A 24,248-nucleotide genomic window follows, 5' to 3' on the forward strand; every position below is an offset into this window, starting at 1 on the left:
TGTTCACCATAACGCAGCCATGCGCTTAAAAGGCAAATTGAATCATGAAGTTTATTGACGAAGCTACTATCAAAGTTTACGCCGGTGACGGTGGCAACGGCGTTGCCACGTTCCGCCGCGAAAAGTATGAGCCTATGGGCGGCCCCAACGGTGGTGATGGTGGTCGCGGCGGCTCTATTTTCGTGGTGGCCGATCGTAATATCAATACGCTGGTGGATTACCGCTATACGCGTACCTTTAAAGCTGAGCGCGGTGAAAACGGCAGCGGTTCCGATTGCTACGGTAAAGGTGGCGATGACATGATCCTGCGCGTGCCCGTCGGCACCACTATTAGTGACAAAGCCACCGGACAGATGATGGTGGACTTGAGTGCGGATGGCCAAAAAGTGATGATGGCCAAAGGCGGCAATGGTGGCCTGGGTAATATCCACTTTAAAACCAGTACTAACCGCTCCCCGCGTCAATGTACCAAGGGTGATCCAGGTGAGGCGTTCGAGCTGTATCTGGAGTTGAAAGTTTTGGCGGACGTCGGCTTGCTCGGCATGCCTAACGCCGGTAAATCTACCTTTATCCGCTCAGTCTCTGCGGCTAAACCAAAGGTGGCCGATTATCCGTTTACCACGCTGCATCCCAACCTGGGGGTGGTGCGTGTCGACAGCAATCGTAGCTTCGTCATTGCTGATGTGCCTGGTTTGATCGAGGGCGCCGCTGAAGGGGCTGGCCTGGGCCATCAGTTCTTGCGCCATTTGCAGCGTACCTCTTTGCTGCTGCATTTGGTCGACTTGGCGCCATTTGATGATGCGGTAGACCCGGTCCAGGAAGCCAAAGCCATCGTGAACGAACTGAAAAAATACGATCAGGAACTTTTCGATAAACCGCGCTGGCTGGTATTGAACAAGATTGATATGTTGGAAGACAGTGCACAGAAAGTCGCTGATTTTGTGAAAGCCTATGGCTGGAAGGGCCCGGTATTCCCGATTTCTGCGATTAGCGGCATCGGTTGCCAGACGCTGACTTACGCTATCATGGACCATATTGAACAAGCGCGTGCACAACGCGAATTAGAAGAAGCGCAACCTCAGCCCGCGGCAGAATAAGTTTTATGAGTGTCTCTCTCATACAAGACAGTAAAACCCTGATTGTGAAGGTGGGTTCCAGCCTGGTCACCAATAATGGCCAGGGCTTGGATAAAACTGCCATTGCCGCCTGGGCAGAGCAAATCAGTGCGCTGGTCAAGCAGGGCAAGCAAGTGGTGCTGGTTTCCAGTGGTGCAGTCGCCGAAGGCATGCAGCGCCTTGGCTGGAAAAAGCGCCCGGTAGAAGTGAATGAATTGCAAGCCGCTGCCGCCGTTGGCCAGATGGGCCTGGTACAGATGTATGAGCAGTGCTTCTCGCAGCACGGCTTACACACTGCGCAATTGCTGCTGACGCATGAAGACCTGGCAGACCGTAAGCGCTACTTGAATGCGCGGACGACGCTGCGTACGCTGCTCGATTTAAACGTGATTCCTATCATCAACGAAAATGACACGGTGGTGACCGAAGAGATCCGCTTTGGGGATAACGATACCTTGGGTGCGCTGGTAGCAAACCTGATCGAAGCCGATGCGCTGATTATCCTCACTGACCAGCAAGGCCTGTATTCGGCTGATCCGCGCAAAGACCCTGCTGCGGTATTTGTCAATTTTGAAACTGCTGGTAACCCCGCGCTGGAAAGCATGGCTGGCGGTGCTGGTAGCGCGGTGGGCACGGGTGGCATGCTGACCAAAATTCTGGCGGCCAAGCGCGCGGCCAGTAGTGGTGCGCACACCGTGATTGCGTCTGGCCGTGAGCCGCAGGTGCTGATGCGTTTAAGCCAGGGTGAAGCTATCGGTACACATTTAAAAGCGGGCAAAATGAAAACGCTGGCCAAGAAACAATGGTTGGCTGATCATTTGCGCGTGGGCGGAAAATTGGTGCTGGATGATGGTGCTGTCAATGTGCTGAGCAAAGATGGCAAGAGTTTGCTGCCGATTGGTGTGGTGGATGTATTGGGCCAGTTTGAGCGTGGCGATGTGGTTGCCTGTGTCGATGCACAAGGGAAAGAGTGGGCGCGTGGCATTGTCAATTACAATGCCAATGAAGTGCGCAGAATTAAGCGTAAACCCAGTAACGAGATTGAAAGTGTGCTGGGTTATGTGGAAGAAAAAGAGTTGATACACAGAGATAATCTGGTATTGGTTTAATTGCCAACAAGACGAAGAGAGTGCAAGGCAACGTGATGAGTAAATCTTTGGTAGCCATTATTATGGGGTCGGACAGTGACTGGCCAGTGATGAAAAATGCCGCGCAAATGCTGGCAGATTTTGGGGTGGCTTATGAAGCGCGCGTCGTATCTGCGCATCGCACACCGGATCTGATGTTCCAGTTTGCCGAGTCAGCTGCAAGCAATGGTTTTCAGGTGATTATCGCCGGTGCTGGTGGTGCTGCGCACCTGCCAGGCATGGTGGCGGCGAAAACCACCTTGCCGGTATTGGGTGTGCCTGTGCCTTCCAAGCATCTGCAAGGGCAAGATTCATTGCTGTCTATCGTACAAATGCCTAAAGGGATTCCGGTGGCTACGTTTGCCATTGGTGACGCAGGGGCTGCCAATGCCGGGTTGTTTGCCGTGGCCGTGCTGGCGAACCAGGATGCTGGCTTGGCTGAGAAATTAGCGACTTTCCGCAAAAAACAAGCCGAAAAAGTCCATGCAATGGTGTTGAGCGAACAACCATGACATCATTCGTGATTCAACCTTCTGCCATGTTGGGTATGTTGGGCGGCGGCCAGCTAGGTCGTTTCTTTGTCATTGCTGCGCATGAAATGGGCTACAAAGTCACGGTGCTGGACCCGGACAAAAATAGCCCGGCGGGCATGATTGCTGATGTGCATTTGTGTGCGGCATACGACGATGCAGCCGCTTTGAAAACCATGGCTGACACCTGCCAGGCAATTTCGACTGAATTTGAAAATGTGCCCGCTGAAACGTTGGCAACCTTGGCAAAATCGACCATTGTTCATCCAAGCGCAGATGCCGTAGCGATTGCGCAGCACCGTATCAAAGAAAAAACCTTCTTTAAAGATTCTGGCTTGCCGATAGGTCCGTTTGTGCCGGTGACGGCTGAAAGCGATTTGCCGCAAGATGGTGATATGTATCCGGCGGTGCTCAAGGTAGCGCGCTTTGGTTACGATGGTAAAGGTCAGGCGCGTGTCGCCAACCGCGAACAAGCTGTGGCCGCTTTCCAGGGCTTTAAGCAGGAAACCTGCGTGCTGGAAAAAATGTTACCGCTGGACCTGGAAGTGTCCGTGGTTCTGGCGCGCGATGTGCATGGCAATATTGCTGCATTCCCCACTGCTGAAAATAGCCACTTGAACGGTATTCTCGATATCAGTATCGCGCCTGCACGTTGCTCCGAAGTGATTAAAGCCAATGCGCAAGAATTGGCGAAAAAGCTGGCCAATAGCCTGAATTATGTCGGTGTATTGGGCGTGGAGTTTTTTGTGGTCGGCAACCAGTTGCTGGTCAATGAAATTGCACCGCGTCCGCATAACTCTGGTCATTACACGCTGGATGCTTGTGTGACCAACCAGTTTGAACAGCAGGTGCGTGTGATTACCGGCCAGGCATTAGGCAGCCCGCATTTGCATAGCAACGCAGTCATGGTGAATATTCTGGGCGATAGCTGGCTGTATAGCGGCAAGCAGGTTGAGCCTGCGTGGGATAAAGCCTTTGCGCATGGCAACCTCAAAATGCACTTGTACGGCAAGCATGAGCCGCGCAAGGCCCGCAAAATGGGGCATTTCACAGTGATTGGCGAGGATGCGCAAGCTGTGCTCAATGCCGCTAAAGTGGCGCGCAGTGAGTTGCATATTGGTGAGTAAGAAGGTGTAACGCTTCAAAGAGAAAAGCCCGGCATGTCCGGGCTTTTTTGTGTCTGGTTTTTGCTGTGTGGCGGATGTTAGGCAATAAAAAAGCCGGACATCCGCCCGGCTTTTTTAGTATGCACCCCTACTGAAATTATTCAGCAGCTTTTTTCGCGCGAGGCTTAGCAGCTTTTTTAGCTGGTGCCGCTTCGGCTTTAGGTGCAGCTGCTTTTTTCACAGAAGCCAAAGTCGCAGGTGTGTCACCGGACAATGCTTTGATCGCAGCAGTCAAACGGCTCTTATGACGAGCAGCTTTGTTTTTGTGGATGATTTTTTTGTCAGCGATGCGGTCGATCACGCTTACGTTTTCTTGGTAAGAAGCTACTGCAGCAGCTTTATCACCAGTTTGAATCGCTTTGATTACTTTTTTGATCGCAGTACGCAAAGTAGAACGCAACGCAGCATTGTGCGCGTTTACTTTGACGGATTGGCGCGCGCGTTTGCGAGCTTGTGCGGTATTTGCCATATTCGTTTTATCCTGTAACTTTCAAAAGGGGTGTGATACGAAACCGTGCATCATACTGTTTTTGCTTTGTTTTTGCAAGATTAAAAACGCATTTAGTCGATTGATTGTTGCTGCATGGTAAAATCGGCCAACTTTTCAATCTGCTGACAGTCCGCTGCTAGCGATAAGCTGCCAAAAATAGACTAAGGCGCGTATTTTCCATCATTTATGAATTTGCTCAAAGCTCTGGCCACTGTGGGTGGCATGACGTTTATTTCGCGCCTGCTCGGCTTTGTACGTGACACGCTGATCGCCCGTATTTTTGGCGCGGGCATGGCCACCGATGCGTTTTTTGTGGCGTTTAAAATCCCTAACCTGTTGCGCCGTATTTCTGGCGAAGGCGCGTTTAGCCAGGCCTTTGTGCCTATCCTTTCCGAGTATCGCAAGCAGCGTACGCCGGAGGCGACCAAGGCGCTGATTAACCATGTGGCCAGTTTGCTTGGCCTGTTTCTGGTGGCGATTACTATTGTCGGCATGTTGGCGGCACCGCTGATTGTGCGCCTGACCTCACCGGGCTTTGTGCATGACCCGGCCAAGTTTGCGTTGACCACTGAGCTGTTGCGCATCACCTTTCCTTACATCCTGTTTATTTCGCTGGTATCGATGGCAGGCGGGGTGCTCAATGCTTTTAGCAAGTTCCAGGTGCCTGCCTTTACGCCGGTCTGGCTCAATTTGAGTTTTATCACGGCGGCGATTTTTATTGCGCCGCATTTCCACAACTCCGTCTATGTCTTGGCCTGGGCAGTATTTGTGGGCGGTATTATCCAGTTGCTGTATCAGTTGCCTTACCTGCAAGAGATAGGCATGTTGCCGCGCTATGCGCTTAACTTTGAGGACGAAGGCGTGCGCCGTATTCTCAAGTTGATGGGGCCGGCTATTTTTGGCGTGTCTGTGGCGCAGATTTCCATCGTGCTGAATAATATTTTTGCTTCATTTATGCCTACCGGTAGCGTGTCCTGGTTATATTACGCTGATCGCCTGATGGAGTTTCCGACCGGTGTATTGGGCGTGGCATTAGGCACGATTTTGTTGCCGAGTTTATCCAAGGCGCACGTCGATAAATCCAGCGCCGAGTTTTCACTGTTGCTGGACTGGGGCTTGCGCCTGACCTTTATGCTGGCCATTCCGGCAGCGGTGGCGATGGCCGTGCTTTCCAAGCCTTTGGTTGCCAGCCTGTTTTATTACGGTAAATTCACCGCTATGGACGTGTTGCAAACCGAGCGCGCACTCATTGCCTATAGCCTCAGCCTGTTGGGCTTGATTATGGTCAAGGTCCTTGCGCCGGGGTTTTATGCGCGCCAGAACGTGAAAACGCCGGTTAAGATCGCCATCTTTACCTTGGTTGTGACGCAAGTCATGAACGTGGCTTTCTTACAGTTGACGCCTTTGCAGCATGCCGGATTGGCGCTGTCTGTTGGTCTTGGTGCTTGTCTCAATGCGACCTTGCTATGGGTTACTTTGCAGAAAACGGATGCTTATCAGCCGCAGCCTGGCTGGCTATTATTCCTGCTTAAACTGCTGATTGCGGTGACGGTGATGGCGCTGGTGTTACATGCGGCGGCGACCTGGTCCGGCGATTGGCTGGCGATGGCGACATTAACGCGTATGTCGCATCTGGCGGGTATCGTGGTGCTGGGCATGAGTGTGTACTTCGCCGCACTCGGCTTGCTCGGTTTCAGGCCAAGAGACTTTATGAAACGGGTGGCTAAATGAAACGGATGACTAGGTAATGCAGATATTTCGCCATATTCCAGCTGCGTCCTCGCCGCAAGCGATTGCGATCGGTAATTTTGATGGCATGCATTTGGGGCACCAGGCTTTGTTGCGCCAACTGGTCGCTTATGCACACACCTACAAAATCACACCCGCAGTGATGACTTTTGAACCGCATCCGCGTGAGTTCTTCATGCCACAAAAGGCGCCTGCCCGTTTGGCGTCGATGCGCGAAAAACTGGAGTATTTTGCCGAATGCGGCGTGCAGCATGTGTATGTGCAGCGCTTCAATCAGGCATTTGCAGCACAAAGCCCGGCCACGTTCATGCAGGTGTTGCGTCAGCAACTGAATGCCAATGTGGTCATGGTCGGCGAAGATTTCTGCTTTGGTGCCAAGCGCGCAGGCACGGTGCAAACGCTGATTGAACACGGCTTCAACGTGATCCCGCTGCCTGAAGTGCAATTGCATGGCGAGCGCGTTTCCAGCACCCTGGTACGTAATGCGCTGTCGGCAGGCGAACTGGTCAAGGCGCATACTTTGCTTGATCGCCCATACAGCATTAGCGGCAAGGTGGTACATGGCGCCAAGCTCGGACGCCAGTTAGGTTACCCGACAGCCAATGTACATATGCGCCACGAACGGCCTGCACTGACCGGGGTTTATGCGGTAAAATTGAACAATTTACCGGCGGTTGCCAATTTGGGTAACCGGCCGACTCTGGAAGGCATCCCCAAACTCAAGCTTGAAGTGCATGTGTTTGATTTTAATGGTGATCTTTACGATCAGCATGTGCATGTGCAGTTTTTTCATAAACTGCGTGACGAACAAAAGTTTGCCGGGCTGGATGCATTGAAGGCGCAAATTGCGCTGGATGCCTTGCAGGCGAAACAATATTTTAGCCACGGATAAACGCTGAACATCAATCAGCCATCAATCTGTGGCTGATTTTTTGGATATTTAAATGACTGACCAAACCAAAGATTCAAAATATAAACTGAATTTACCTGAAACCAGTTTTCCCATGCGCGGTGATTTGTCCAAGCGCGAACCCGCCTGGTTAAAAAGCTGGCAAGAGCGCAAGGTGTACGAGCGCATCCGTGCCAAACGTAAAGGCGCGCCAGCCTTTATCCTGCATGATGGCCCGCCGTACGCCAACGGTGATATTCACATTGGTCATGCCGTCAATAAAATCCTCAAGGACATCATCATCAAGGCCAAAACCATGGGTGGTTTTGACGCGCCTTATGTGCCGGGCTGGGATTGCCACGGCCTGCCGATCGAGCTGGTGGTAGAGAAAAATCACGGCAAGAATATTGATCCGGCCAAGTTCCGCGAGCTGTGCCGTGCCTACGCTGCCGAGCAGGTCGAGAAGCAGAAAAAAGACTTTATCCGCCTGGGCGTATTGGGTGACTGGGATCATCCTTACCTGACCATGGCGTTTAATACCGAGGCCGATATCATGCGCGCCCTGGGTGATATCTACCAGAATGGTTATCTGTATCAAGGCTCCAAGCCGGTGCACTGGTGTGTAGACTGCGGCTCTGCCCTGGCTGAAGCCGAGGTGGAATACGAAGACGTCAATTCGCCTGCGATTGATGTCGGTTTCAAGGTGGTGGATAACGCTGCCTTGAGCAAAGCATTTGGTAAGGCCGTGAATGGTGATGCTTATGCCGTGATCTGGACCACAACGCCATGGACGCTACCTGCTAACCAGGCGGTAAGCGTGAATGCCGAGCTGGATTATGACTTGATCCAGACCAGCAAAGGCTTGCTGATCCTGGTGCGTGACCTGGCAGAAAAAACCTTGGCCAGATATGCCGAAGAAAATACTTCTGTCATCGCCAGTTGCAAGGGCGCCGCTTTGCGCGGCTTGTTGTTGCAACATCCGTTCGATCACCGTCAGGTGCCTGTGATCACTGGCGACCACGTGACTACCGATGCCGGTACTGGCTTGGTGCATACCGCTGCGGCACATGGTAACGATGACTGGCTAGTGATGCGCGCCAATTTCCCTAACGAGAAACCCCGCGTCCTCATTGGTGGTGATGGCAAGTTTTTTAGCAGTGAGTTGGTTGAGCTGGCCGAGATTCGCGGCTTGAGCCGTCAGGATGCTAACAAGATCATCCTGGCTAAATTGCAGGAAAACGCTGTGCTGTTTGCCTCTGCGCGCTTGAACCACAGCTTCCCACATTGCTGGCGTCATAAAACGCCACTGATGCAATTGGCGACGCACCAGTGGTTTATCGGCATGAACTCGGTCGGCCCAGATGGCAAGGCCTTGCGTGAGCACGCGAATACCGCCGTGGATGCGACCCAGTTCTTCCCGAGTTGGGGCCGTGCACGCCTGGAAGCCATGATCAAGAACCGCCCGGACTGGTGCGTGTCACGTCAGCGTAACTGGGGCGTGCCGATGCCGTTTTTTGTGCATAAAGAAACCGGTGAGCCACACCCTGACACTGCGCAATTGCTGGAAACCGTGTGCAAGCAAGTGGAGCAACAGGGCATCGAAGCCTGGTTTAGCTTAGACGGCGCTGCTTTTCTGGCGCAACACGCACCGGCGAATGCCGAGCAGTATAAAAAAGTGACTGACACGCTGGACGTCTGGTTTGACTCTGGTGCGACACATTATGCCGTGGTGCGCTCCGAGCAACATCCTACTTTGTCCGCTACCGCCAAACTGCGTGAGGCTCAGCACCAGCCAGTGGCTGACCTGTACCTCGAGGGCTCAGACCAGCACCGTGGCTGGTTCCAGTCCAGTTTATTGACCGGTTGCGCGATTGACGGCAACGCGCCATACAAAGCCTTGCTGACGCATGGTTTTGTGGTCGATGGCGCGGGCCATAAAATGAGTAAATCCAAAGGCAATGTCGTCGCGCCACAAAAGGTGATGGATACCTATGGCGCCGATATTCTGCGTCTGTGGGTGGCTTCGACCGATTATTCCGGCGAGCTGACCATCAGCGACGAGATCCTCAAGCGGGTGGCTGATGGCTATCGTCGTATCCGTAATACCTTGCGTTTCCTGCTCTCAAACCTGGCTGATTTTGATGCCAGCAAAGACCTGCTGCCCGTCGATCAATGGCTGGAAATTGACCGCTATGCGCTGCACCTGACGCAGCAATTGCAAAACGGTATCCTGGCTGATTACGATAAATACGAATTCCACTTGGCGGTGCAAAAGTTCGTTGGTTTCTGCTCTGAAGATTTAGGTGGTTTCTACCTCGATATCCTCAAAGATCGCCTGTATACCAGCGGTGAAGCTTCACATGCACGCCGTGCGGCACAAAGCGCCTTGCATCACATCACACATGCCATGATGCGCCTGATGGCGCCGATTTTGAGTTTCACGGCCGATGAAATCTGGCAGACACTTGGTCTGGATAGCGTGGCAACCGTGTTTGAAGAGGATTGGTATGGCTTGCCGGAGTGTGGTTTGAGCGACAGCCAACTGCAACATTGGCAAACCGTGATTGCCTTGCGCGCGCAAGCCGCCAAAGAAATCGAGGTGTTGCGTGGTGAGGGCAAAGTCGGCTCTTCATTGCAAGCGGAGCTGGAGTTTCATGTCGCCCCTGAAGCATTCGACGCATTGAGCAGTCTGCAAGATGATTTGCGGTTTGTCATGATCACCTCCAGCGCGATTACTTATAAAGTGGCCGATGCAACTGCGCAGAAAATCCTGGTCAAACCTAGTACACACCAGAAATGTGACCGCTGCTGGCATTACCGTGCCGATGTCGGCAGTGATGCGGCGCATCCGACCATTTGTGGCCGCTGCGTAAGCAACCTGTTTGGCAGTGGTGAAGTGCGCACATATGCTTAAACTGCGTTCGGCTTTGCCTTGGTTGATATTGAGCGCGGTTGTGATCGTTCTCGACCTGTACACCAAGCATTTGGTGCAGCAGGCTTTTGTCTACGGCGAACACCTACCGGTCACGGGCTTTTTTGACCTGGTGCGTTACCACAACACTGGCGCGGCCTTCAGCTTTCTGGCCAATGCCGGTGGCTGGCAGCATGGCTTTTTTACCGCGGTTTCTACGCTGGCCTCTGCAGTGATGGTGTATTTACTGGTCAAGCATCCGCAGAAAAAGCTGTTTTGCTTTGGCTTGGCGCTGGTATTGGGTGGTGCCTTGGGTAATTTGTATGACCGTTTAACGCTGGGCTATGTCGTCGATTTTCTGTTGTTTTACTACCAGCAATGGGCCTGGCCGGCATTTAATGTCGCCGATAGCGCCATCTGTATCGGCGTGGGCCTGTTGATGCTGGATAGTTTTAAACAGCCGAACACATAATTGTAGCTAGAAGCGAGGCCATGATGGATGGGCTGCAATATACCTTTAGCGATATCATCAAACAGTGGTTAGGCAGTAAAAGTACCTGGCACTATGTCAGCTTACCGGCGGCCATGTCAGATGAAATTCACACGCTGAGCCAATATCACCAGACCAAGCGCCGTGGCTGGGGTGCGGTGAAAGTGGCGGTAAGCATGGGTGACCAGCAGTGGCAAACCTCTATATTCCCGGCGTTTGAGGGTAAACGTTATGCGCTGTTTTTAAAGGCAGACGTCCGTAAGCGCCTGGCTGTGACGGTGGGCAGTGAAGTTAGCGTGTCATTAACAGTTCTGTTTTAGACATCAACCCGCCGCCTGGCTGGCTGGCGGTCAATAGTTTGTGTATGTCCTCTATAGGCATCGGCCTGCCCAGCAAAAATCCCTGAATGCAGTCGCAGCCGGTGTCTCGTAAAAAGTCGAGTTGGGCCTGGGTTTCTATACCTTCAACCACCACCGAAATCCCCAGGATGCCCGCTGTTTTCACTATTGTGCTGACAATCTCACTGTCAGCGGTGCTGTCTGGCACATCGACCATAAACGCACGGTCTATCTTCAGTTCATCAATCGGCAAGTGCTTGAGTTTAAACAGCGATGAGTTGCCGACGCCAAAATCATCCAGTGACACACGCACGCCGAGCTCTTTGAGTTGCTTGAGAATTTCCAGCGCCTGTTCCTCGTGTTCAAAGACGGCACTTTCGGTGATTTCCAGCGTGATGAGTCCAGGTGGAATGGCATATTGTTGCAGGAGTTGGCCAATGCGCAAGGGCAGGCTGTGGTCGCGGAACTGGCGTGGTGAAATATTGATGGATAAGCCTACTGTTTGACCGCTTTGCTGCATCAATACGGATAAATGACGAAAAGCCTCGCTGATGACCCATTCACCAATATGCAAAATCAGGCCGGATTGCTCGGCATAAGGGATAAATTCGGCCGGGGAAATAATGTCGCCTTTGTTGTTTCGCCAGCGGATCAGGGCTTCAATATTAGCGATGCGCGGTTGCGCCTGATGATTCAGGTTGAAGATAGGCTGAAACTGTAAAAAGAATTCCTGTTTTTTAATCGCTTTGCGCAACTGTACATCCAGCCGGAAACGGTTTTGCGCCAGTTTGGTTTGTTCTTTGCAATAAAATAAAAACAGGTGTTGGCTGGAGCGTTTAGCGTGGGCAAGAGCGGTATTAGCGTTACGCGCAAGCTGGTCTGCATTGCTGGCATCGCGCGGGTAAATACTGATACCAATGCAGGCGTCGAGGATTAATTCATGGCCTTCTGCCAAGACGGGTTTGTGCACGATTTTGCATAAGTTGTGCGCCAAGTGCACCAGCTCGGCGTCGGTTTTGTGGCGGGTGACGATTAGCGCAAATTTGTCACCATGCACACGACCGAGTTCACCGCATTCATTGGTGATGTATTGCAGGCGCTGCGCGACTTCGAGCAGGAACAGGTCGCCGGTTCGGTGGCCAAAACTGTCATTAATACTTTGAAAGTGCTTTAAATCAACCATCAGCAGGGCCACCATGCCGCTGTCGTTGGCGGCGTTAATGATGGCATGTTCGAGCAGGTTGAGCATGGCCAGCCGGTTGGGCAGGCGCGTGAGCGGGTCACTGCGCGATAGTTGCAGGTACTCCATCTCTTTTTCGGCCAGGCGTTTTTCGGCGCGTAGCAGTTTCTCGCTTTCGCGCAATAAAATGCTTTGCCTGACGGCGGAGAAAATCAGTATCGATGTCACCGAGCCGATCGCAATATGGTAAGCATAAGGATGCGGGCCGCTTTGCCACCAGATCAGCAGCAGGGTGCTGATACTGAATACCACGGCAATCACCGGAATCCAGCTGCGTAAGCGGCGGCATTGGCGATGGAATGCGGTTTTTTTGGCGATGCGCACTTGCCAGCCGTAAAGCCCGCTGCCGATGAGCAGGTCTGCGACGGAGAAGCCATAGTTAATCCAGAGGCTGGTTTGCGGACTGTGATTGAGTGCATTCAGGTTCCATTGCATCCAGCAGATGCCTAGCAGGGCGAGCCCGGCACTGAGTAGCAGCCAGGGCATCATCCAGGCCGGTCTTAAATAAGGAATGAGTAGCAGCGAAACCAGGGCGGCGCTGAGCATGCTGGCCGGGTAGGCAGTGAGCACGGCCAGTTGTAACAGGCTGACATCTGCCGACTGTGGTAAATAAGAAATCAGCACGTAGCCGAGGATGGCAATGCTGAATGAAGCGGCGTCGATGGTAAATGCCCAGGTTTTTGAGCGCGAGAGCTGGCTGCGCAGGGCGGTGATAAAGCCAATGATGAGGCAGGGGCCCAATAATGGGTAAAAAATATCTGATTGTGCCGGGAAGGCGGTTTGATGCGTCAGGACTTGAAATATCCATAATACGCCGCCGGTAAAGTAGGCGATGGCACCAATGACAAACCAGCGTTTACAGGCCCGATGTGCGGGGTTGGCGCGGAAATAACCCAGGAGGGCAAGCATGAGGCAGGCACTGATGGTGGCCATCCAGTGGACGTTGTCCAGCCATAGCGCTGTTTTAGGCGTCGCGTTGAAGGAGGCCGCTAGGCAAAGCAGTAAAACAGATACAGCAACAACAATAACTTTACGCGAAAGTGTCATGCAGCCCCCTTGTTTTTTGTCAATTCTAACAAGGGGTTAGAAAAAAACTAGTCCCTGCTGATAATTAATTTCACGATATGCATTAATCCAACACACAGTGCACCAGCAAGTACGCCAACGGCGGCGTTCATCAGCCATGACCATTGTGAAAACTGCTCAAGCAATGCGTGTAGTGGGTGTATGCCATGCACGATGATGCCGCCGCCCACCAGAAACATGGCCGCCGTGCCCAGCACGCTGAGTAAGCGCATTAAATGCGGCACGATTTGCACCATGCCCCAGCCGAGTTTACGCGTCGCCTGCGACGGCAGGTGTGTACCTGGGCGTTGCATCAGCCATAAACCAATATCATCCATTTTGACGATCAGGGCCACCAGGCCATAGACGCCTATGGTCATGACCACCGCAATCAGAGACAACACCAGGATGCGTTGCGTCAGCGCAGCATCGGCCACCACGCCTAAGGCAATGACGATAATCTCGGCCGACAGGATAAAGTCAGTGCGCACTGCGCCTTTGATTTTTTCTTGCTCCAGCGCCACCAGGTCAGTCTGCGGTTGCTGCATGGCGGCATGTAAGGCTTGTGCATGTGCGTCTTCTTTGGTGTTGTGACGCAGTTTGTGCCAGACTTTTTCAAAGCCTTCAAAACACAAAAAAGCACCGCCAAGCATGAGTAAGGGCGTAATCAGCCAGGGTAAAAAGGCGCTGATCAGTAAAGCCGCAGGCACCAGAATCAGCTTGTTAATGAACGAGCCGCGCGCCACGGCCCATACCACAGGTAACTCACGGTTTGCCGCAATACCGGTGACTTGCTGTGCATTGAGGGCCAGGTCATCACCCAGCACGCCGGCCGTTTTTTTTGCCGCTAACTGGCTCATCACCGACACGTCGTCGAGCATGGTAGTGATGTCATCGAGTAATGCCAGCAGGCTGGATCCGGCCATGGTTTGTCCTGTATCAATGGGAATAGTTGTTTATTCTAAAGGATTCCCGTTAGAATAGCGGCATGGTAACGCGCAGATTTCAACGGTGGATGGCACGCATGGCCTTGATGGCAATCATGCTGGCAGCGCTCGTCCCTAGCTTGAGTTTGGCTTTTCCCATGCAGAGTGGCAAAACCTTTGTACAGGAAGTGTGTTCTTCGCAGGGCGGCAAGTTGGTAATTCAGGTGCTCACTACGCAAGGCAAGTTACGCGCCACGCTGATAGACTACCAGCCGTCTCAAAAGCCGGTGTCCCTTAGCCATCACCTCAATCATTGCCCATTCTGTCATATGGCAATGGATGATGTGGTCGTGCCATCACCCAGCCCGGCCTATATCCTGTTTCAGCAAGCCCAGGCCGATATCGCACTAAGCGAGTATCGCGCCCCGGTTGTTTCCAATTTTTACCCCACTGCGCACACCAGTCGCGCGCCCCCTCTGACTCCACGCGCAATCTAGTTCCGTCAATTATTTGACGGGTTTAGCGTCTGCCTGTGATCCAGGCATGAATGGAGTCATCTCATGATTATTATCAACCTACAGGCAATGATATTTGCCAAGCAGGTGGAGTGGAAACGCCACATCACCCTCAAAGAAATTGCCGAGTCCACTGGCATCAGCCGCATGACTTTGCACCGCATGGTCAAGAACCCTACCTACAACGCATGCACCGAGCATTTGGGCAAGCTATGCACTTATTTCGCTTGCGACATCAGCGCCTTGATCCGCTGGCAGCCAGAAAGTGCTGTCAGGCAAGTGTTTGCAGCTTGATCTTTAGGACGGTAGCACTGCTTGTCTGATGACAGGCAGTGCATATTGCGTAGAAAGAATAAGGGAATACAACATGAATAAAACAAAAATCTGCCTGGCTATTTTGGCGGCGATGCCTTACCTGGCACAGGCCGAGCATGAGGGCACAGTACATCTCGATGAAGTTAAAGTGGTAGCAAAGAAAAACAAAGCGTCACTGACACAGCCGGATATTGAAACGGCAAAAGAAAACCTGTCAAAAACCGCAGGCGGCACCACAGTGGTCAATATGGAAACCGTGCGCGAAGGCCGTACCAGTAATATGCAGGATACGCTGGGCATGGCGACGGGTGTATTGGCACAATCTCGCTTTGGTGCAGAAGAAACACGTTTATCTATCCGAGGCTCTGGCTTGCAGCGTACCTTTCATGGCCGTGGCCTGAAGTTAATGCAAGATGGGATCGCCGTTAACCTGGCCGATGGCGGCTTTGATTTTCCAGCGATTGACCCGATGGCAACGGATTATATTGAAGTCTATCGTGGCGCCAATGCCTTGCAGTATGGTTCGACCAACCTGGGTGGTAGCATCAACTTTATTTCCCGCACCGGTTACACGGCGCCTGCGCTGGAAGTGCGCTCAGAGGGTGGCAGTTACGGCTATTATCGACTCGGTGTTAGCACGGGCGGCGTCAAAGATAACGTGGACTACTTTGTCAGTGCCAGCAAATACCATTCAGACAGTTTCCGCGATAACGCACAGCAAGGTGCAGACCGCCTGACCGGGAATGTGGGCATCCGGCTCAATGAGCAGGTGGAAACCCGCTTCTTCTTTGGCTACGTCAATAATGACTCACAACTTTCAAGTAGCCTGACCAAAGCGCAGTTAAAAGATGATCCGAAACAGGCGACCGTGACTGCTGGTCAAGGCATTAACCAACGTAATATCAATGTCACCCGCGTGGCAAACAAGACCACTATTTTGTTTGACCAGAGCAAGCTGGAACTGGGGGCTTATTATGCGCGCAAGGGCTTGTTCCACCCGATTGGCAACTTTGGTGACACCACCGGCGTGATTGATCAAGAGTCATACGATATTGGTTTGACTGCGCGCTGGGCTTACCAGGGCGAGTTGTTTGGCCTCAAAAACGAGTTTGTGGCCGGGCTGTCGCCTACACGTGGACGCACTGATGCAAAAAACTATTTAAACGTCAATGCCAGACGCGGTGCCTTGCTCAATGATTTCGACCAGAAAGCCACTAACTTCGAAACCTATCTCGAAGATCGCCTGAGCCTGGATGAGCAATGGACGGTGATTGCCGGGTTGCAATATGCAAAATCCAAGCGCGACTCTCAAGACCAGATGATCACTGCCAGCGGTGACCAGAGCGTGGATAAAACCTATAGCCAGACTAGCCCGAAACTGGGCGTGCTGTATCAGTTGCAGCCACAGGTGCAAGTGTTTGCCAATGCCTCGCGTAGTTTTGAGCCGCCGAGTTTTGGCGAGCTGAACAGCCTGGTAGTGAGCAGCCTCAAGGCACAAAAAGGCACTACCTTTGAAATTGGCTCACGCGGTAATAGTGAGTTTGTTGACTGGGATGTGGCGTTTTATCAGGCACGCTTGCAGGATGAGTTGCTACAGGTCGGCGCAGCCGGTTCGCCATTTGCCAGCCAAACCATTAATGCGGGAAAAACCATCCATCGTGGTCTCGAATTCGGCCTGACAGCCCGTTTGCCTTACAGTTTGCAATGGCGTTCCAGCTTGCTGATTAACGATTTCAAACTGGATAATGACCCGACTTTCGGCAGCAATCGCCTGCCAGGTATTCAGCGCTCTTTACTGCGTGCCGAGTTGGTTTACCGTGGCAGTGATGTACTCGAAAACTTCTACATCGGCCCGACCATAGAGTGGTCGCCACAGCGCTATAACGTCGATTTTGCAGAAACCCTGTATGCCGACAGCTATTTCCTGTGGGGGATGAAGGCCGGTCAGAAAATCAACCAGCACTGGTCATGGTTTATTGAAGGACGTAATCTGGCTAACCAGAAATATGCGGCGACAACCGGGGTCGTTGCCGATGCAACGCGTGCCTTTACCAGCCAAGCCCAGTTTTTCCCAGGCGATGGCCGCACGGCTTACCTAGGGGTGACCTGGACTTATTAACGAGTGTGCCCGGCAATGGTTTGCCGGGCTGTCCGGCATGATTAAAGCATCGTGTGTAGCGGCAATATGGAAACAGAGATGAGTAATCAACAGAGAAAGATCCAGCGTGGCTGGTTGTTTTGGCATCAATGGATAGGGGTGATCGCCTGTATCGGTATGGTGTTGTGGGGCCTCTCTGGGGCTTCGCACCCGATGATGAGCCGCTTGCAGCCGGCGCCCCGGCAATTTATGCCGCCGTTGCAAGCGGTGGATCTCCGTCAGGCAGTGCCGTTGCCCGCGATTTTACAGCAACAGGCGATCACGCAATTTCAGCACATTAGTCTGGTTTCGTTAGCTGGGCAGGGCTATTACCGTATTGCCTTGCCAAATGCGGATCCTCGATACTTTTCTGTGACCAGTGGTGCAGAGCGTGTCGGCGCCGAACAGGCCGCGGCAAAGAGCCTGGCTACTTACTATACCGGGCTGCAGGCGCAATCCATCCGTGCAGTGCAGGCCGTGATCGAGTTTGAGCCGGATTATCATCCGGTCAATCGTTTACTGCCAGTATGGAAAGTCGCCTACGCGGACGCTGCAGGTTTGCGCGCCTATGTGGATACCGAGCAATCCAGGCTGGCGACGCTGGTGGATGACCGGCGTGCATTCTTGACTAAAGTGTTTCAGTTCGGCCATAACTGGTCATTTTTGCAGGCCTGTTCTACGCTGCAACTGGCCGTGGCGACCCTGGTGCTGGCGTTAATTCTGGCGTCGGCGGTGACCGGTATCATTCTTTACATCAAGCAACGCAAAACGGCACCTTATCGCTTAAAACGCTGGGGCTTGCAATGGTGGCACCGTGAGTTCGGCTTATGGGTGTCTCTGGTGATTCTGTTGCTCGCCAGTACAGGTTTATTTCATTTGTGGATGTCTGATATTCAACAGCGCAGGCCAATATTGCGCACGGTGTTTGCCAGTGACAGCGCCGCGCTCAGTGAAACTGCCTGGTCACAGCTGGCAACCGGCCCGGTATTGAAACTGGATATTTATGGCCGCGGCTCAACGTTGTTCTGGCAAATCATTCCCGTTTCTTCTGGCACGCAAGGTTTGCCTTCTGCGCAGGTGGCGGCCATGCATCACCAACAACAAGGTCAACACCAGCATGACCAACATCATGCAGCCATGTCACATGCCCCGGCTGCGCCTGCGTTATGGCTGACCGGGCCGCATGAGGTGACGGCACTGACGCCCGAGGCATATGCATCGGCATGGCTGACCATCATGGCCGAAAACACATTACCAGCGATTGCATCAGTGCAGTGGATCACCACCTTTGCCAATGAATATGGGTTTATTTTTAAACGCCTGCCCGTGTTAAAAGTACAAACCACACAGGCACATCACGCGCGATTCTACCTGGAGCCTGCCACAGGAGCGCTGGCGACCAATATAGATGACACGGATGGCATGGAAGGCTTTATTTTTGCCTATCTGCACAAATGGAGTTTTCAGTCGGTGAATAAAGATGTGCGCGATTTGCTGGCGATCTTTGCTGCATTGGCCGTGAGCCTGACCGGCTTGCTAGGCGCTTACCTGTTTGCCAGAAAACGCAGCTAACAGGTCGCTATGCGACTGGAAGCGGATGCCCAGCGGGCATCTCTTCCAAGGCGCAGCGCTTTAAGACGTGGCGTAAATCTTGTCCAGGAAATAGCTGGTACGCTGTTTTAAACGCAGCCTGTTTTGCAGGATAGTAGGCAGCTGCTCAGGTTTCAGGCACTGGATAATATTGATATCCAGCGCTTCCCGCAGGTCGATAATATCGCCTTCTTCTTCGCGGTCATCACTCAGCATTTGAATAAACGGGCGCAAAGGTTGTTGCGGGTTGGTCGACAGCACCGTAGCCAGTTTCTGGTCTGACAGGCGAACCACGCTGCCAGGTGGATAAATGCCCAGGCATTTGATAAAGCGCCGCAGGATGGTTTGGTCAAACTGGTGTCGTTGTTGCGCAAACATCACACTCAAGGCTTCGTAAGGTGTTTTGGTGAATGCCGGGTTGGACGGATTGCACAGGTTGTCGTACATATTGGCAATGATGAGAATATGCGATAACGGATCAATCTGGTCGCAATGCAGGCCTTTCGGGTAGCCTGTGCCATCCGCAAACTCATGGTGCTGTGAAATCAGTGTCAGTATCTTTTTAGGGACGGCGACGTCGCGCAGCATATTCATGCCCAGCAACACGTGCGTTTGGTAAATAGCGGTTTCGCGCACGCTGAGCGGGTCTTTTTTCAGCAGGATTTTGTCACTGATCTGGCGTTTGCCAATGTCGTGCAGTATGGCTGACATGCCTAAAATGACGACATCTTCATCAGTGATATCCAGGTTTTTAGCCAGCAACATCGCCACCACCAGCGTGTTCAATTCATGCTGGAAGTGCTGGTCACTGACACGGTGGCCATTCATGGCATGAATCGCAATGTCGCTCTCGGTCAGGGTGCTGGTGACCAGGTCTTCTACCAGCCTGGAGGCGATGCCATAGGCCTGCTCGGGATGTTCCGTCGACAGCTTCTGAATGTTTCTTACTTCAGTGCTGGTTTTCATGAACTTCTGTTCGCTTTCCGCAATTGCCTGCCTCAGCGCCAGTTGTTTCTTCTGCGCGGCGCTCAACTCCGGTGCGGCATCAATGATTTCCACTTTGGGTGAAGCGGCTTTTTTCAGCGGAAACTCAACCACGTTCTGTTGAGGGGCGATCCTCAGTGGCATGCTGGAGCTGCGTCTGGGGTCATAACGTAGCTGCTTCAATCCCAAGGACTTGATGGTCTCAATCTGTGATTCATCCGTGATCTTGAAGTTGCTCACCGAAAATGGATGATCCATCCAGCCCAGGTCGAGGTGGATGTAGAGACCGATCTGAAGCTGGTCTATGTCGATATAGTAGGTATCTGAGGCGTGATTAGGCATGGCGTTTTATTTTTCTTTGATTATTTAACACTAGTAACTGTAAAAAGTCGTCCGAGTTCACCGGATAAGCATACAGATAGCCCTGTGCTGTCTGGCAGCCCAGTCGCTGTAAAAACTTTTCCTGTTCTTCGGTTTCGACCCCTTCGGCAACAACGGTGAATCCTAACTGTGTCGCCATCGCGTAGATCGCGCTGGTAATGGCGGCATCGTCTTTATCATCTGGCAGGTCTTTGACAAAACTGCGGTCAATCTTGATCTGGTCCAGCGGCAAGCGTTTCAGGTGCGATAGCGAGGAGTAGCCGGTGCCAAAGTCGTCAATGGCAATGCTGACCCCCAGCAGTTTTAACTGGTTAAAGGTGTCGACCACATGCTGGGTATGCTGCATCAGCGTGCTTTCGGTGATTTCCAGCTCAATAATAGAAGGGTCGCACTCGCTTTCCATCAGGATGCCATACACGGTGTCGGCAAACTTGCTCTTCATGATTTGCACACCAGAGACATTGATGGCAATTTTCTTGAATTCAGGATGCTTCTTGTGCCAGGCGTGTGCCTGGCGCACTGCTTGTGCCAATGCCCATTCGCCTATGCTTAAAATCAAGCCGGTTTCTTCTGCCAGCGGGATAAATTTCGCTGGTGAAATAATGCCCTGCACCGGATGTATCCAGCGTATCAAGGCCTCGGCGCCAATAATCATGCCGGTATTTAAATCGATCTGTGCCTGATAGAACATCTTGAGCTGGTTTTTGGTCAGCGCCTGGCGTAACTCGGTTTCCAACTGGAAGTGCTCTACGGCATCGCGGCTGAGGGCCACGTCATAAAACGAGACGTGGTTTTTCCCGTTATTTTTCACCTGGTACATCGCCAGATCAGCCGCTTTAATCAGGCTTTCTACATCGTTACCATCGTGTGGATACATGGAGATGCCGATGCTGGCGCCAACAAAAATTTCATGGTGGTCGATCATGAACTCGCGTCTCAGCGCGTCCAGGATGTCATGTGCTTTTTGCGCGGCATCGGCTTTGCCATGCAGGTTTTCCAGCAGGATAATAAATTCGTCGCCACCCAGGCGACCTACAATATCAGACTCACGCAAGGTGGCGCGCAGGCGCTCGGTGACGCCCAGCAATAACTGGTCGCCGCAATAGTGGCCCAGGCTGTCATTAATGTTCTTAAAACGGTCCAGGTCAATAAACAGTACGGCTGCCTGTTGTTCATTGCGGTTGGCGCGCTGAATCGCATGCGTAAACAAATGGTTAATCAGCCTGCGGTTAGGCAGCCCGGTCAGCGGGTCATGATTGACCAGTGAGTTCAACTGCGTTTGCGAACGCTTCATTTCGCTGATGTCTGCGAACACGCCCACATAGTTGGTGATGGCATTGGCATGGTTGCGCACGGCGGTAATGGTCATCCACTCGGTATAAGTGTCGCCGTTCTTGCGCATATTCTCAATTTCGCCTGACCATTTGCCATGGCGTTTGAGCGCACCAAACAGACCACGCGGACGCTGCCTGAAAATCTGCGGCTTGGTGCCCAGCACTTCCGCTTCTTCAAAGCCGGTGATCAGGGTGTAGCCCTGGTTGATACCAACCAGCTCGCCCGCCGGGTTCACAATCATGATGCCTTCGGTGGTGCTGTCAAAGGCGATTTTGGCCAGCTTGAGATGTTTGCCGGTTTGTTCACGGTCAATCGCCACACTTAATGTACGGCCAATCGCCATTAACGAGCCCAGCTCTTGTGAGCTGGTGTTTTCGGCATCGAAACAACGTTCAATCACCATGGATCCCCACCACTCATCATCAATCATGAGCGGCACAATCACCAGGTTGACGGTGTCATGCGATTTAAGCAAGGCGCGTTCTGACGCTGGCAGCGTGAGCGCGTCACACATCACCGGCTGGCCTTTGGACAGCAGGCTATACCAGCGTTGCAGTTCAGGCGACAGGAAAGAAATCTTTTCCCAATGCTCGTAGGTGGCATGAAAGCCGTTCATTGCCCAGTGGAACAAGGCTTTAGAGCGAATGTCGGTTTTCTTGCGGCTGGAAATGGTTTCGTGTTGCAGTAATACGGCACGGCTAAAGCGGAAAGACAGGCAGCATTGCTGCAAGACATTTTCCGCCACGCTCTGCCAGCGTTCGGCCGAGTGCAACATCCAGTCGCAGGAAATCAGCGTGTCCAATACCGCACTGCGGTTAAGCAGCTGCGTTTGAATGAATTTCTGTTCGCTAACATCACGCGCGACGGTAATCAGATGGCTGGGTTGATCTTTCTGGTCGTGGTAGGCGACTTTATTCACTTCCAGCGTTTTGTAACCACCCTGCGGCAAATGCACCAGTTCTTCGTTGTGGTACGCCTGGCGCGATTTCCAGACCTGCTGGTCAGATTTTTCGTGATGTTCGAAGCTATTGCGGAACACCGGATGCAAGGTATCCGCAATTTGCAAATTGTTTAAGAACTGGTAGTCAAAGCTGTCAATCTGGAAGGTGTTCAGCATGTGCTGGTTGGCCATCATCCAGCGATTGTCGTTATCTTTAATGCAAATCAGGTCCGGGCTTATCTCGATCAGTGAGTGCACAATTGATTGCATGTGCAGCAATTGATCGACCAGCGTGCGTTCTTCCTCCTCCAGCATCAGGCCAATGGCGTGGCGGCCGGATTGTGGATAGAAGACGCGGCATTTGAAATCGCGTTTTGCGCCATGAATCTGCGTGCTGATACTTAATTCAGTTTTGCCTTCGCGTATGGCCTCAACCAGCATCTGGCGAATCTCTTTGGGCAACTCGTCGGCGAGTTCGCCCAGCAGGTTTTTTGCTGCGGCGCTGATGGCGAGACACTGGGCACGGCGATTGATGGCCAGCATAGGCGTATCCGGCATGGTGACGGCCAGGGGCTGCAACCATGCTGTGCTATGATGATCAAAAACGGTTGGTAATGACATAGTTAAATCTGTTTCGGTCCGGTGTGCGTTGTAGTGCGGATAAGTGGTTATCGGCGCGAATGCAAGCAAACTTTAGCGACATTAACGTTTGATAATTAAGGTAAATTTAAAGGTGTTTCTGATTAAGCGATGGGTTGGCGATTGATGGTCAAACAGTGGGCAAATCTGGTGTGGGGGCTGGCTTTTTTTCTATCGATACAGGTGGTGCAAGCACATGAGTCCCATCACGAACCATCCGCCAGTCAATTGGCCGTCAGTGTTGCGGTAGACCATGCCGGGCGTGTGTTGCTGGCGCAGGTCAGACAGGGGCAGGTTTGGGTGTCGGCCAGTGACGATACCGGCAAGCATTTTAGCACCGAAGTCGCTGTGAATCCTGCGCCGATGCAGATTGCGGCAGACGCAGAAGCGCGGCCAAATATTGCAGCAGATGCCAATGGCGCCGTCTATGTCAGCTGGACCGAGGCGCTGAAAAAGAACCATGCGGGCAATATCTGGTTTGCACGATCACTGGATGGCGGCAAAAGGTTTGAAGCACCCTATATCGTGCATCAGCACCGTGAACAAATCACCCATCGTTATGATGCTTTGCAAGTGGCGGCAGATGGCACGATTACCGTTGCCTGGCTGGATAAGCGGGATATGCTGGCAGCCAAAGCCGCAGCTAAAGCCTATGACGGCGCAGCGATTTATTATACGGTTTCACCCGATCAAGGCAAAAGCTTTAGCCCTGAGCAGAAGCTGGCCGATAACAGTTGTGAATGTTGCCGCATTGCCATGACCAGCAAACCGGATGGTACTGTGGCCGTATTGTGGCGGCATGTGTTTGAAGGGAGTGAGCGCGATCATGCCATGGCCGAAATTGGCCCTGTGGGTAAGCCTGTGCTGGTGCGTGCCAGTTATGGCCATTGGAAAATAGAAGGTTGCCCGCATCATGGCGCGGCCCTGGCGGTGGGTAAAGGGTTTGGTTATCACCTGGCTTATTTTGATGGTGCGGGTGACAAACCTGGTTTGCGCATTGCGCGTATGGATGGCCAGGCCTGGGTGACTTCGCCGCCGCGACGCTTTGGTGACACGAAAAGGAATGCAGGTCATCCGGCACTATTGAGCGTCGGCGATCAGGTTTGGCTAGCCTGGCAAGAACATGATCATAATGGCGCTGATATTGTGGCGATGGCGTCATCAGACGGCGGTAGAACTTGGGGCGCGCAGGTCGTGATCGTACACAGCAGCAAGCTCGATTATCCACAATGGCTTTATCTGCAAGGGCAAGCAACGCTGGCAGTGAACAGCGCCGATAAGGGCTTGCAACTGGTGCCGTTTACGCATTAAACCACAGACTAAAGTCGCGCCAATTTGATCTGTATCTATTGAAAACGCAAAAACCCGCCGCATTA

Annotated in this window: 19 protein-coding genes; 14 read left to right on the forward strand and 5 right to left on the reverse strand. The window is 52.6% G+C overall.

Annotation, left to right across the window (positions count from 1 at the left end; all coding sequences use genetic code 11):
* Positions 1 to 44: 44 nt before the first annotated feature.
* Genes cgtA through MET42_RS0103785 form a run of 4 tightly spaced genes read left to right on the forward strand, consistent with a single transcriptional unit; the run spans position 45 to position 3,899 of the window.
* On the forward strand, positions 45 to 1,097 hold the full coding sequence (cgtA, locus tag MET42_RS0103770; protein ID WP_019881454.1) for an Obg family GTPase CgtA: 1,053 nt from the start codon (positions 45 to 47) through the stop codon (positions 1,095 to 1,097).
* A 5-nt stretch (positions 1,098 to 1,102) separates the two neighbouring features.
* Complete coding sequence (gene proB, locus MET42_RS0103775; protein WP_019881455.1) at positions 1,103 to 2,224, forward strand: glutamate 5-kinase; 1,122 nt, start codon at positions 1,103 to 1,105, stop codon at positions 2,222 to 2,224.
* Between the two features lie 35 nt (positions 2,225 to 2,259).
* Positions 2,260 to 2,754 carry a 5-(carboxyamino)imidazole ribonucleotide mutase gene (gene purE, locus MET42_RS0103780; protein ID WP_019881456.1) on the forward strand — a complete coding sequence of 165 codons (495 nt, stop codon included), beginning with the start codon at positions 2,260 to 2,262 and terminating at the stop codon, positions 2,752 to 2,754.
* Positions 2,751 to 3,899: a 5-(carboxyamino)imidazole ribonucleotide synthase gene (locus tag MET42_RS0103785; protein ID WP_019881457.1), complete on the forward strand. Its 1,149-nt coding sequence runs from the start codon at positions 2,751 to 2,753 to the stop codon at positions 3,897 to 3,899. The genes purE and MET42_RS0103785 overlap by 4 nt, the downstream gene beginning before the upstream one ends.
* A gap of 136 nt (positions 3,900 to 4,035) precedes the next feature.
* Here the strand turns inward: MET42_RS0103785 and rpsT are convergent, their stop codons facing one another.
* Positions 4,036 to 4,407, reverse strand: a complete 372-nt coding sequence (gene rpsT / locus MET42_RS14325) for a 30S ribosomal protein S20 (protein WP_019881458.1) — start codon at positions 4,405 to 4,407, stop codon at positions 4,036 to 4,038.
* Between the two features lie 207 nt (positions 4,408 to 4,614).
* Between rpsT and murJ the strand changes: the two genes are divergently transcribed.
* The 5 genes from murJ to MET42_RS0103815 are packed head-to-tail and all read left to right on the forward strand — an operon-like array spanning position 4,615 to position 10,787.
* A complete protein-coding gene (gene murJ, locus MET42_RS0103795; protein WP_019881460.1) occupies positions 4,615 to 6,159 on the forward strand; it encodes a murein biosynthesis integral membrane protein MurJ in 1,545 nt (514 codons plus the stop codon).
* 16 nt (positions 6,160 to 6,175) lie between these two features.
* Complete coding sequence (locus tag MET42_RS0103800) at positions 6,176 to 7,069, forward strand: bifunctional riboflavin kinase/FAD synthetase (protein WP_019881461.1); 894 nt, start codon at positions 6,176 to 6,178, stop codon at positions 7,067 to 7,069.
* Positions 7,070 to 7,121: 52 nt separating this feature from the next.
* On the forward strand, positions 7,122 to 9,980 hold the full coding sequence (ileS, locus tag MET42_RS0103805; RefSeq protein WP_019881462.1) for an isoleucine--tRNA ligase: 2,859 nt from the start codon (positions 7,122 to 7,124) through the stop codon (positions 9,978 to 9,980).
* Positions 9,973 to 10,449 carry a signal peptidase II gene (gene lspA / locus MET42_RS0103810; protein ID WP_019881463.1) on the forward strand — a complete coding sequence of 159 codons (477 nt, stop codon included), beginning with the start codon at positions 9,973 to 9,975 and terminating at the stop codon, positions 10,447 to 10,449. Before ileS ends, lspA begins: the two co-directional genes overlap by 8 nt.
* A 20-nt stretch (positions 10,450 to 10,469) precedes the next feature.
* Positions 10,470 to 10,787 carry a DUF1905 domain-containing protein gene (locus MET42_RS0103815; protein ID WP_019881464.1) on the forward strand — a complete coding sequence of 106 codons (318 nt, stop codon included), beginning with the start codon at positions 10,470 to 10,472 and terminating at the stop codon, positions 10,785 to 10,787.
* Here MET42_RS0103815 and MET42_RS0103820 read toward each other — a convergent pair.
* Positions 10,759 to 13,092: a bifunctional diguanylate cyclase/phosphodiesterase gene (locus MET42_RS0103820; RefSeq protein ID WP_232411283.1), complete on the reverse strand. Its 2,334-nt coding sequence runs from the start codon at positions 13,090 to 13,092 to the stop codon at positions 10,759 to 10,761. The genes MET42_RS0103815 and MET42_RS0103820 overlap by 29 nt on opposite strands.
* 47 nt (positions 13,093 to 13,139) lie before the next feature.
* On the reverse strand, positions 13,140 to 14,036 hold the full coding sequence (locus tag MET42_RS0103825) for a DUF808 domain-containing protein (RefSeq protein ID WP_019881467.1): 897 nt from the start codon (positions 14,034 to 14,036) through the stop codon (positions 13,140 to 13,142).
* 98 nt (positions 14,037 to 14,134) lie between these two features.
* Between MET42_RS0103825 and MET42_RS0103830 the strand changes: the two genes are divergently transcribed.
* From MET42_RS0103830 to MET42_RS0103845, 4 genes are all read left to right on the forward strand, one after another.
* Positions 14,135 to 14,533, forward strand: coding sequence for a DUF2946 family protein (locus MET42_RS0103830; protein WP_232411285.1), 399 nt, complete (start codon positions 14,135 to 14,137; stop codon positions 14,531 to 14,533).
* Between the two features lie 63 nt (positions 14,534 to 14,596).
* On the forward strand, positions 14,597 to 14,845 hold the full coding sequence (locus tag MET42_RS0103835; RefSeq protein ID WP_019881469.1) for a helix-turn-helix transcriptional regulator: 249 nt from the start codon (positions 14,597 to 14,599) through the stop codon (positions 14,843 to 14,845).
* Between the two features lie 73 nt (positions 14,846 to 14,918).
* Positions 14,919 to 16,985: a TonB-dependent receptor gene (locus MET42_RS0103840; protein WP_019881470.1), complete on the forward strand. Its 2,067-nt coding sequence runs from the start codon at positions 14,919 to 14,921 to the stop codon at positions 16,983 to 16,985.
* Positions 16,986 to 17,063: 78 nt separating this feature from the next.
* Positions 17,064 to 18,575 carry a PepSY domain-containing protein gene (locus MET42_RS0103845; protein WP_019881471.1) on the forward strand — a complete coding sequence of 504 codons (1,512 nt, stop codon included), beginning with the start codon at positions 17,064 to 17,066 and terminating at the stop codon, positions 18,573 to 18,575.
* 60 nt (positions 18,576 to 18,635) lie between these two features.
* Here MET42_RS0103845 and MET42_RS0103850 read toward each other — a convergent pair whose 3' ends face one another.
* Both MET42_RS0103850 and MET42_RS0103855 read right to left on the reverse strand, forming a co-directional pair.
* Entirely contained in the window at positions 18,636 to 19,919 is a 1,284-nt protein-coding gene (locus MET42_RS0103850; RefSeq protein ID WP_019881472.1) for an HD-GYP domain-containing protein, read from the reverse strand.
* On the reverse strand, positions 19,912 to 22,854 hold the full coding sequence (locus tag MET42_RS0103855; protein WP_019881473.1) for an EAL domain-containing protein: 2,943 nt from the start codon (positions 22,852 to 22,854) through the stop codon (positions 19,912 to 19,914). The genes MET42_RS0103850 and MET42_RS0103855 overlap by 8 nt, the downstream gene beginning before the upstream one ends.
* Positions 22,855 to 22,998: 144 nt before the next feature.
* Here MET42_RS0103855 and MET42_RS0103860 point away from each other — a divergent pair, with 144 nt between their 5' ends.
* Positions 22,999 to 24,183 carry a glycoside hydrolase gene (locus MET42_RS0103860; protein WP_019881474.1) on the forward strand — a complete coding sequence of 395 codons (1,185 nt, stop codon included), beginning with the start codon at positions 22,999 to 23,001 and terminating at the stop codon, positions 24,181 to 24,183.
* Positions 24,184 to 24,248: the final 65 nt, after the last annotated feature.

This window comes from Methylophilus sp. 42, from assembly GCF_000384155.1.
Lineage (GTDB): Bacteria > Pseudomonadota > Gammaproteobacteria > Burkholderiales > Methylophilaceae > Methylophilus.

Coding starts and splice junctions, on each gene's coding strand:
- cgtA (WP_019881454.1), top strand. CDS start 45: ATGAAGTTTATTGACGAAGCTACTATCAAAGTTTACGCCGGTGACGGT.
- proB (WP_019881455.1), top strand. CDS start 1,103: ATGAGTGTCTCTCTCATACAAGACAGTAAAACCCTGATTGTGAAGGTG.
- purE (WP_019881456.1), top strand. CDS start 2,260: ATGAGTAAATCTTTGGTAGCCATTATTATGGGGTCGGACAGTGACTGG.
- MET42_RS0103785 (WP_019881457.1), top strand. CDS start 2,751: ATGACATCATTCGTGATTCAACCTTCTGCCATGTTGGGTATGTTGGGC.
- rpsT (WP_019881458.1), bottom strand. CDS start 4,407: ATGGCAAATACCGCACAAGCTCGCAAACGCGCGCGCCAATCCGTCAAA.
- murJ (WP_019881460.1), top strand. CDS start 4,615: ATGAATTTGCTCAAAGCTCTGGCCACTGTGGGTGGCATGACGTTTATT.
- MET42_RS0103800 (WP_019881461.1), top strand. CDS start 6,176: ATGCAGATATTTCGCCATATTCCAGCTGCGTCCTCGCCGCAAGCGATT.
- ileS (WP_019881462.1), top strand. CDS start 7,122: ATGACTGACCAAACCAAAGATTCAAAATATAAACTGAATTTACCTGAA.
- lspA (WP_019881463.1), top strand. CDS start 9,973: ATGCTTAAACTGCGTTCGGCTTTGCCTTGGTTGATATTGAGCGCGGTT.
- MET42_RS0103815 (WP_019881464.1), top strand. CDS start 10,470: ATGATGGATGGGCTGCAATATACCTTTAGCGATATCATCAAACAGTGG.
- MET42_RS0103820 (WP_232411283.1), bottom strand. CDS start 13,092: ATGACACTTTCGCGTAAAGTTATTGTTGTTGCTGTATCTGTTTTACTG.
- MET42_RS0103825 (WP_019881467.1), bottom strand. CDS start 14,036: ATGGCCGGATCCAGCCTGCTGGCATTACTCGATGACATCACTACCATG.
- MET42_RS0103830 (WP_232411285.1), top strand. CDS start 14,135: ATGGCCTTGATGGCAATCATGCTGGCAGCGCTCGTCCCTAGCTTGAGT.
- MET42_RS0103835 (WP_019881469.1), top strand. CDS start 14,597: ATGATTATTATCAACCTACAGGCAATGATATTTGCCAAGCAGGTGGAG.
- MET42_RS0103840 (WP_019881470.1), top strand. CDS start 14,919: ATGAATAAAACAAAAATCTGCCTGGCTATTTTGGCGGCGATGCCTTAC.
- MET42_RS0103845 (WP_019881471.1), top strand. CDS start 17,064: ATGAGTAATCAACAGAGAAAGATCCAGCGTGGCTGGTTGTTTTGGCAT.
- MET42_RS0103850 (WP_019881472.1), bottom strand. CDS start 19,919: ATGCCTAATCACGCCTCAGATACCTACTATATCGACATAGACCAGCTT.
- MET42_RS0103855 (WP_019881473.1), bottom strand. CDS start 22,854: ATGTCATTACCAACCGTTTTTGATCATCATAGCACAGCATGGTTGCAG.
- MET42_RS0103860 (WP_019881474.1), top strand. CDS start 22,999: ATGGTCAAACAGTGGGCAAATCTGGTGTGGGGGCTGGCTTTTTTTCTA.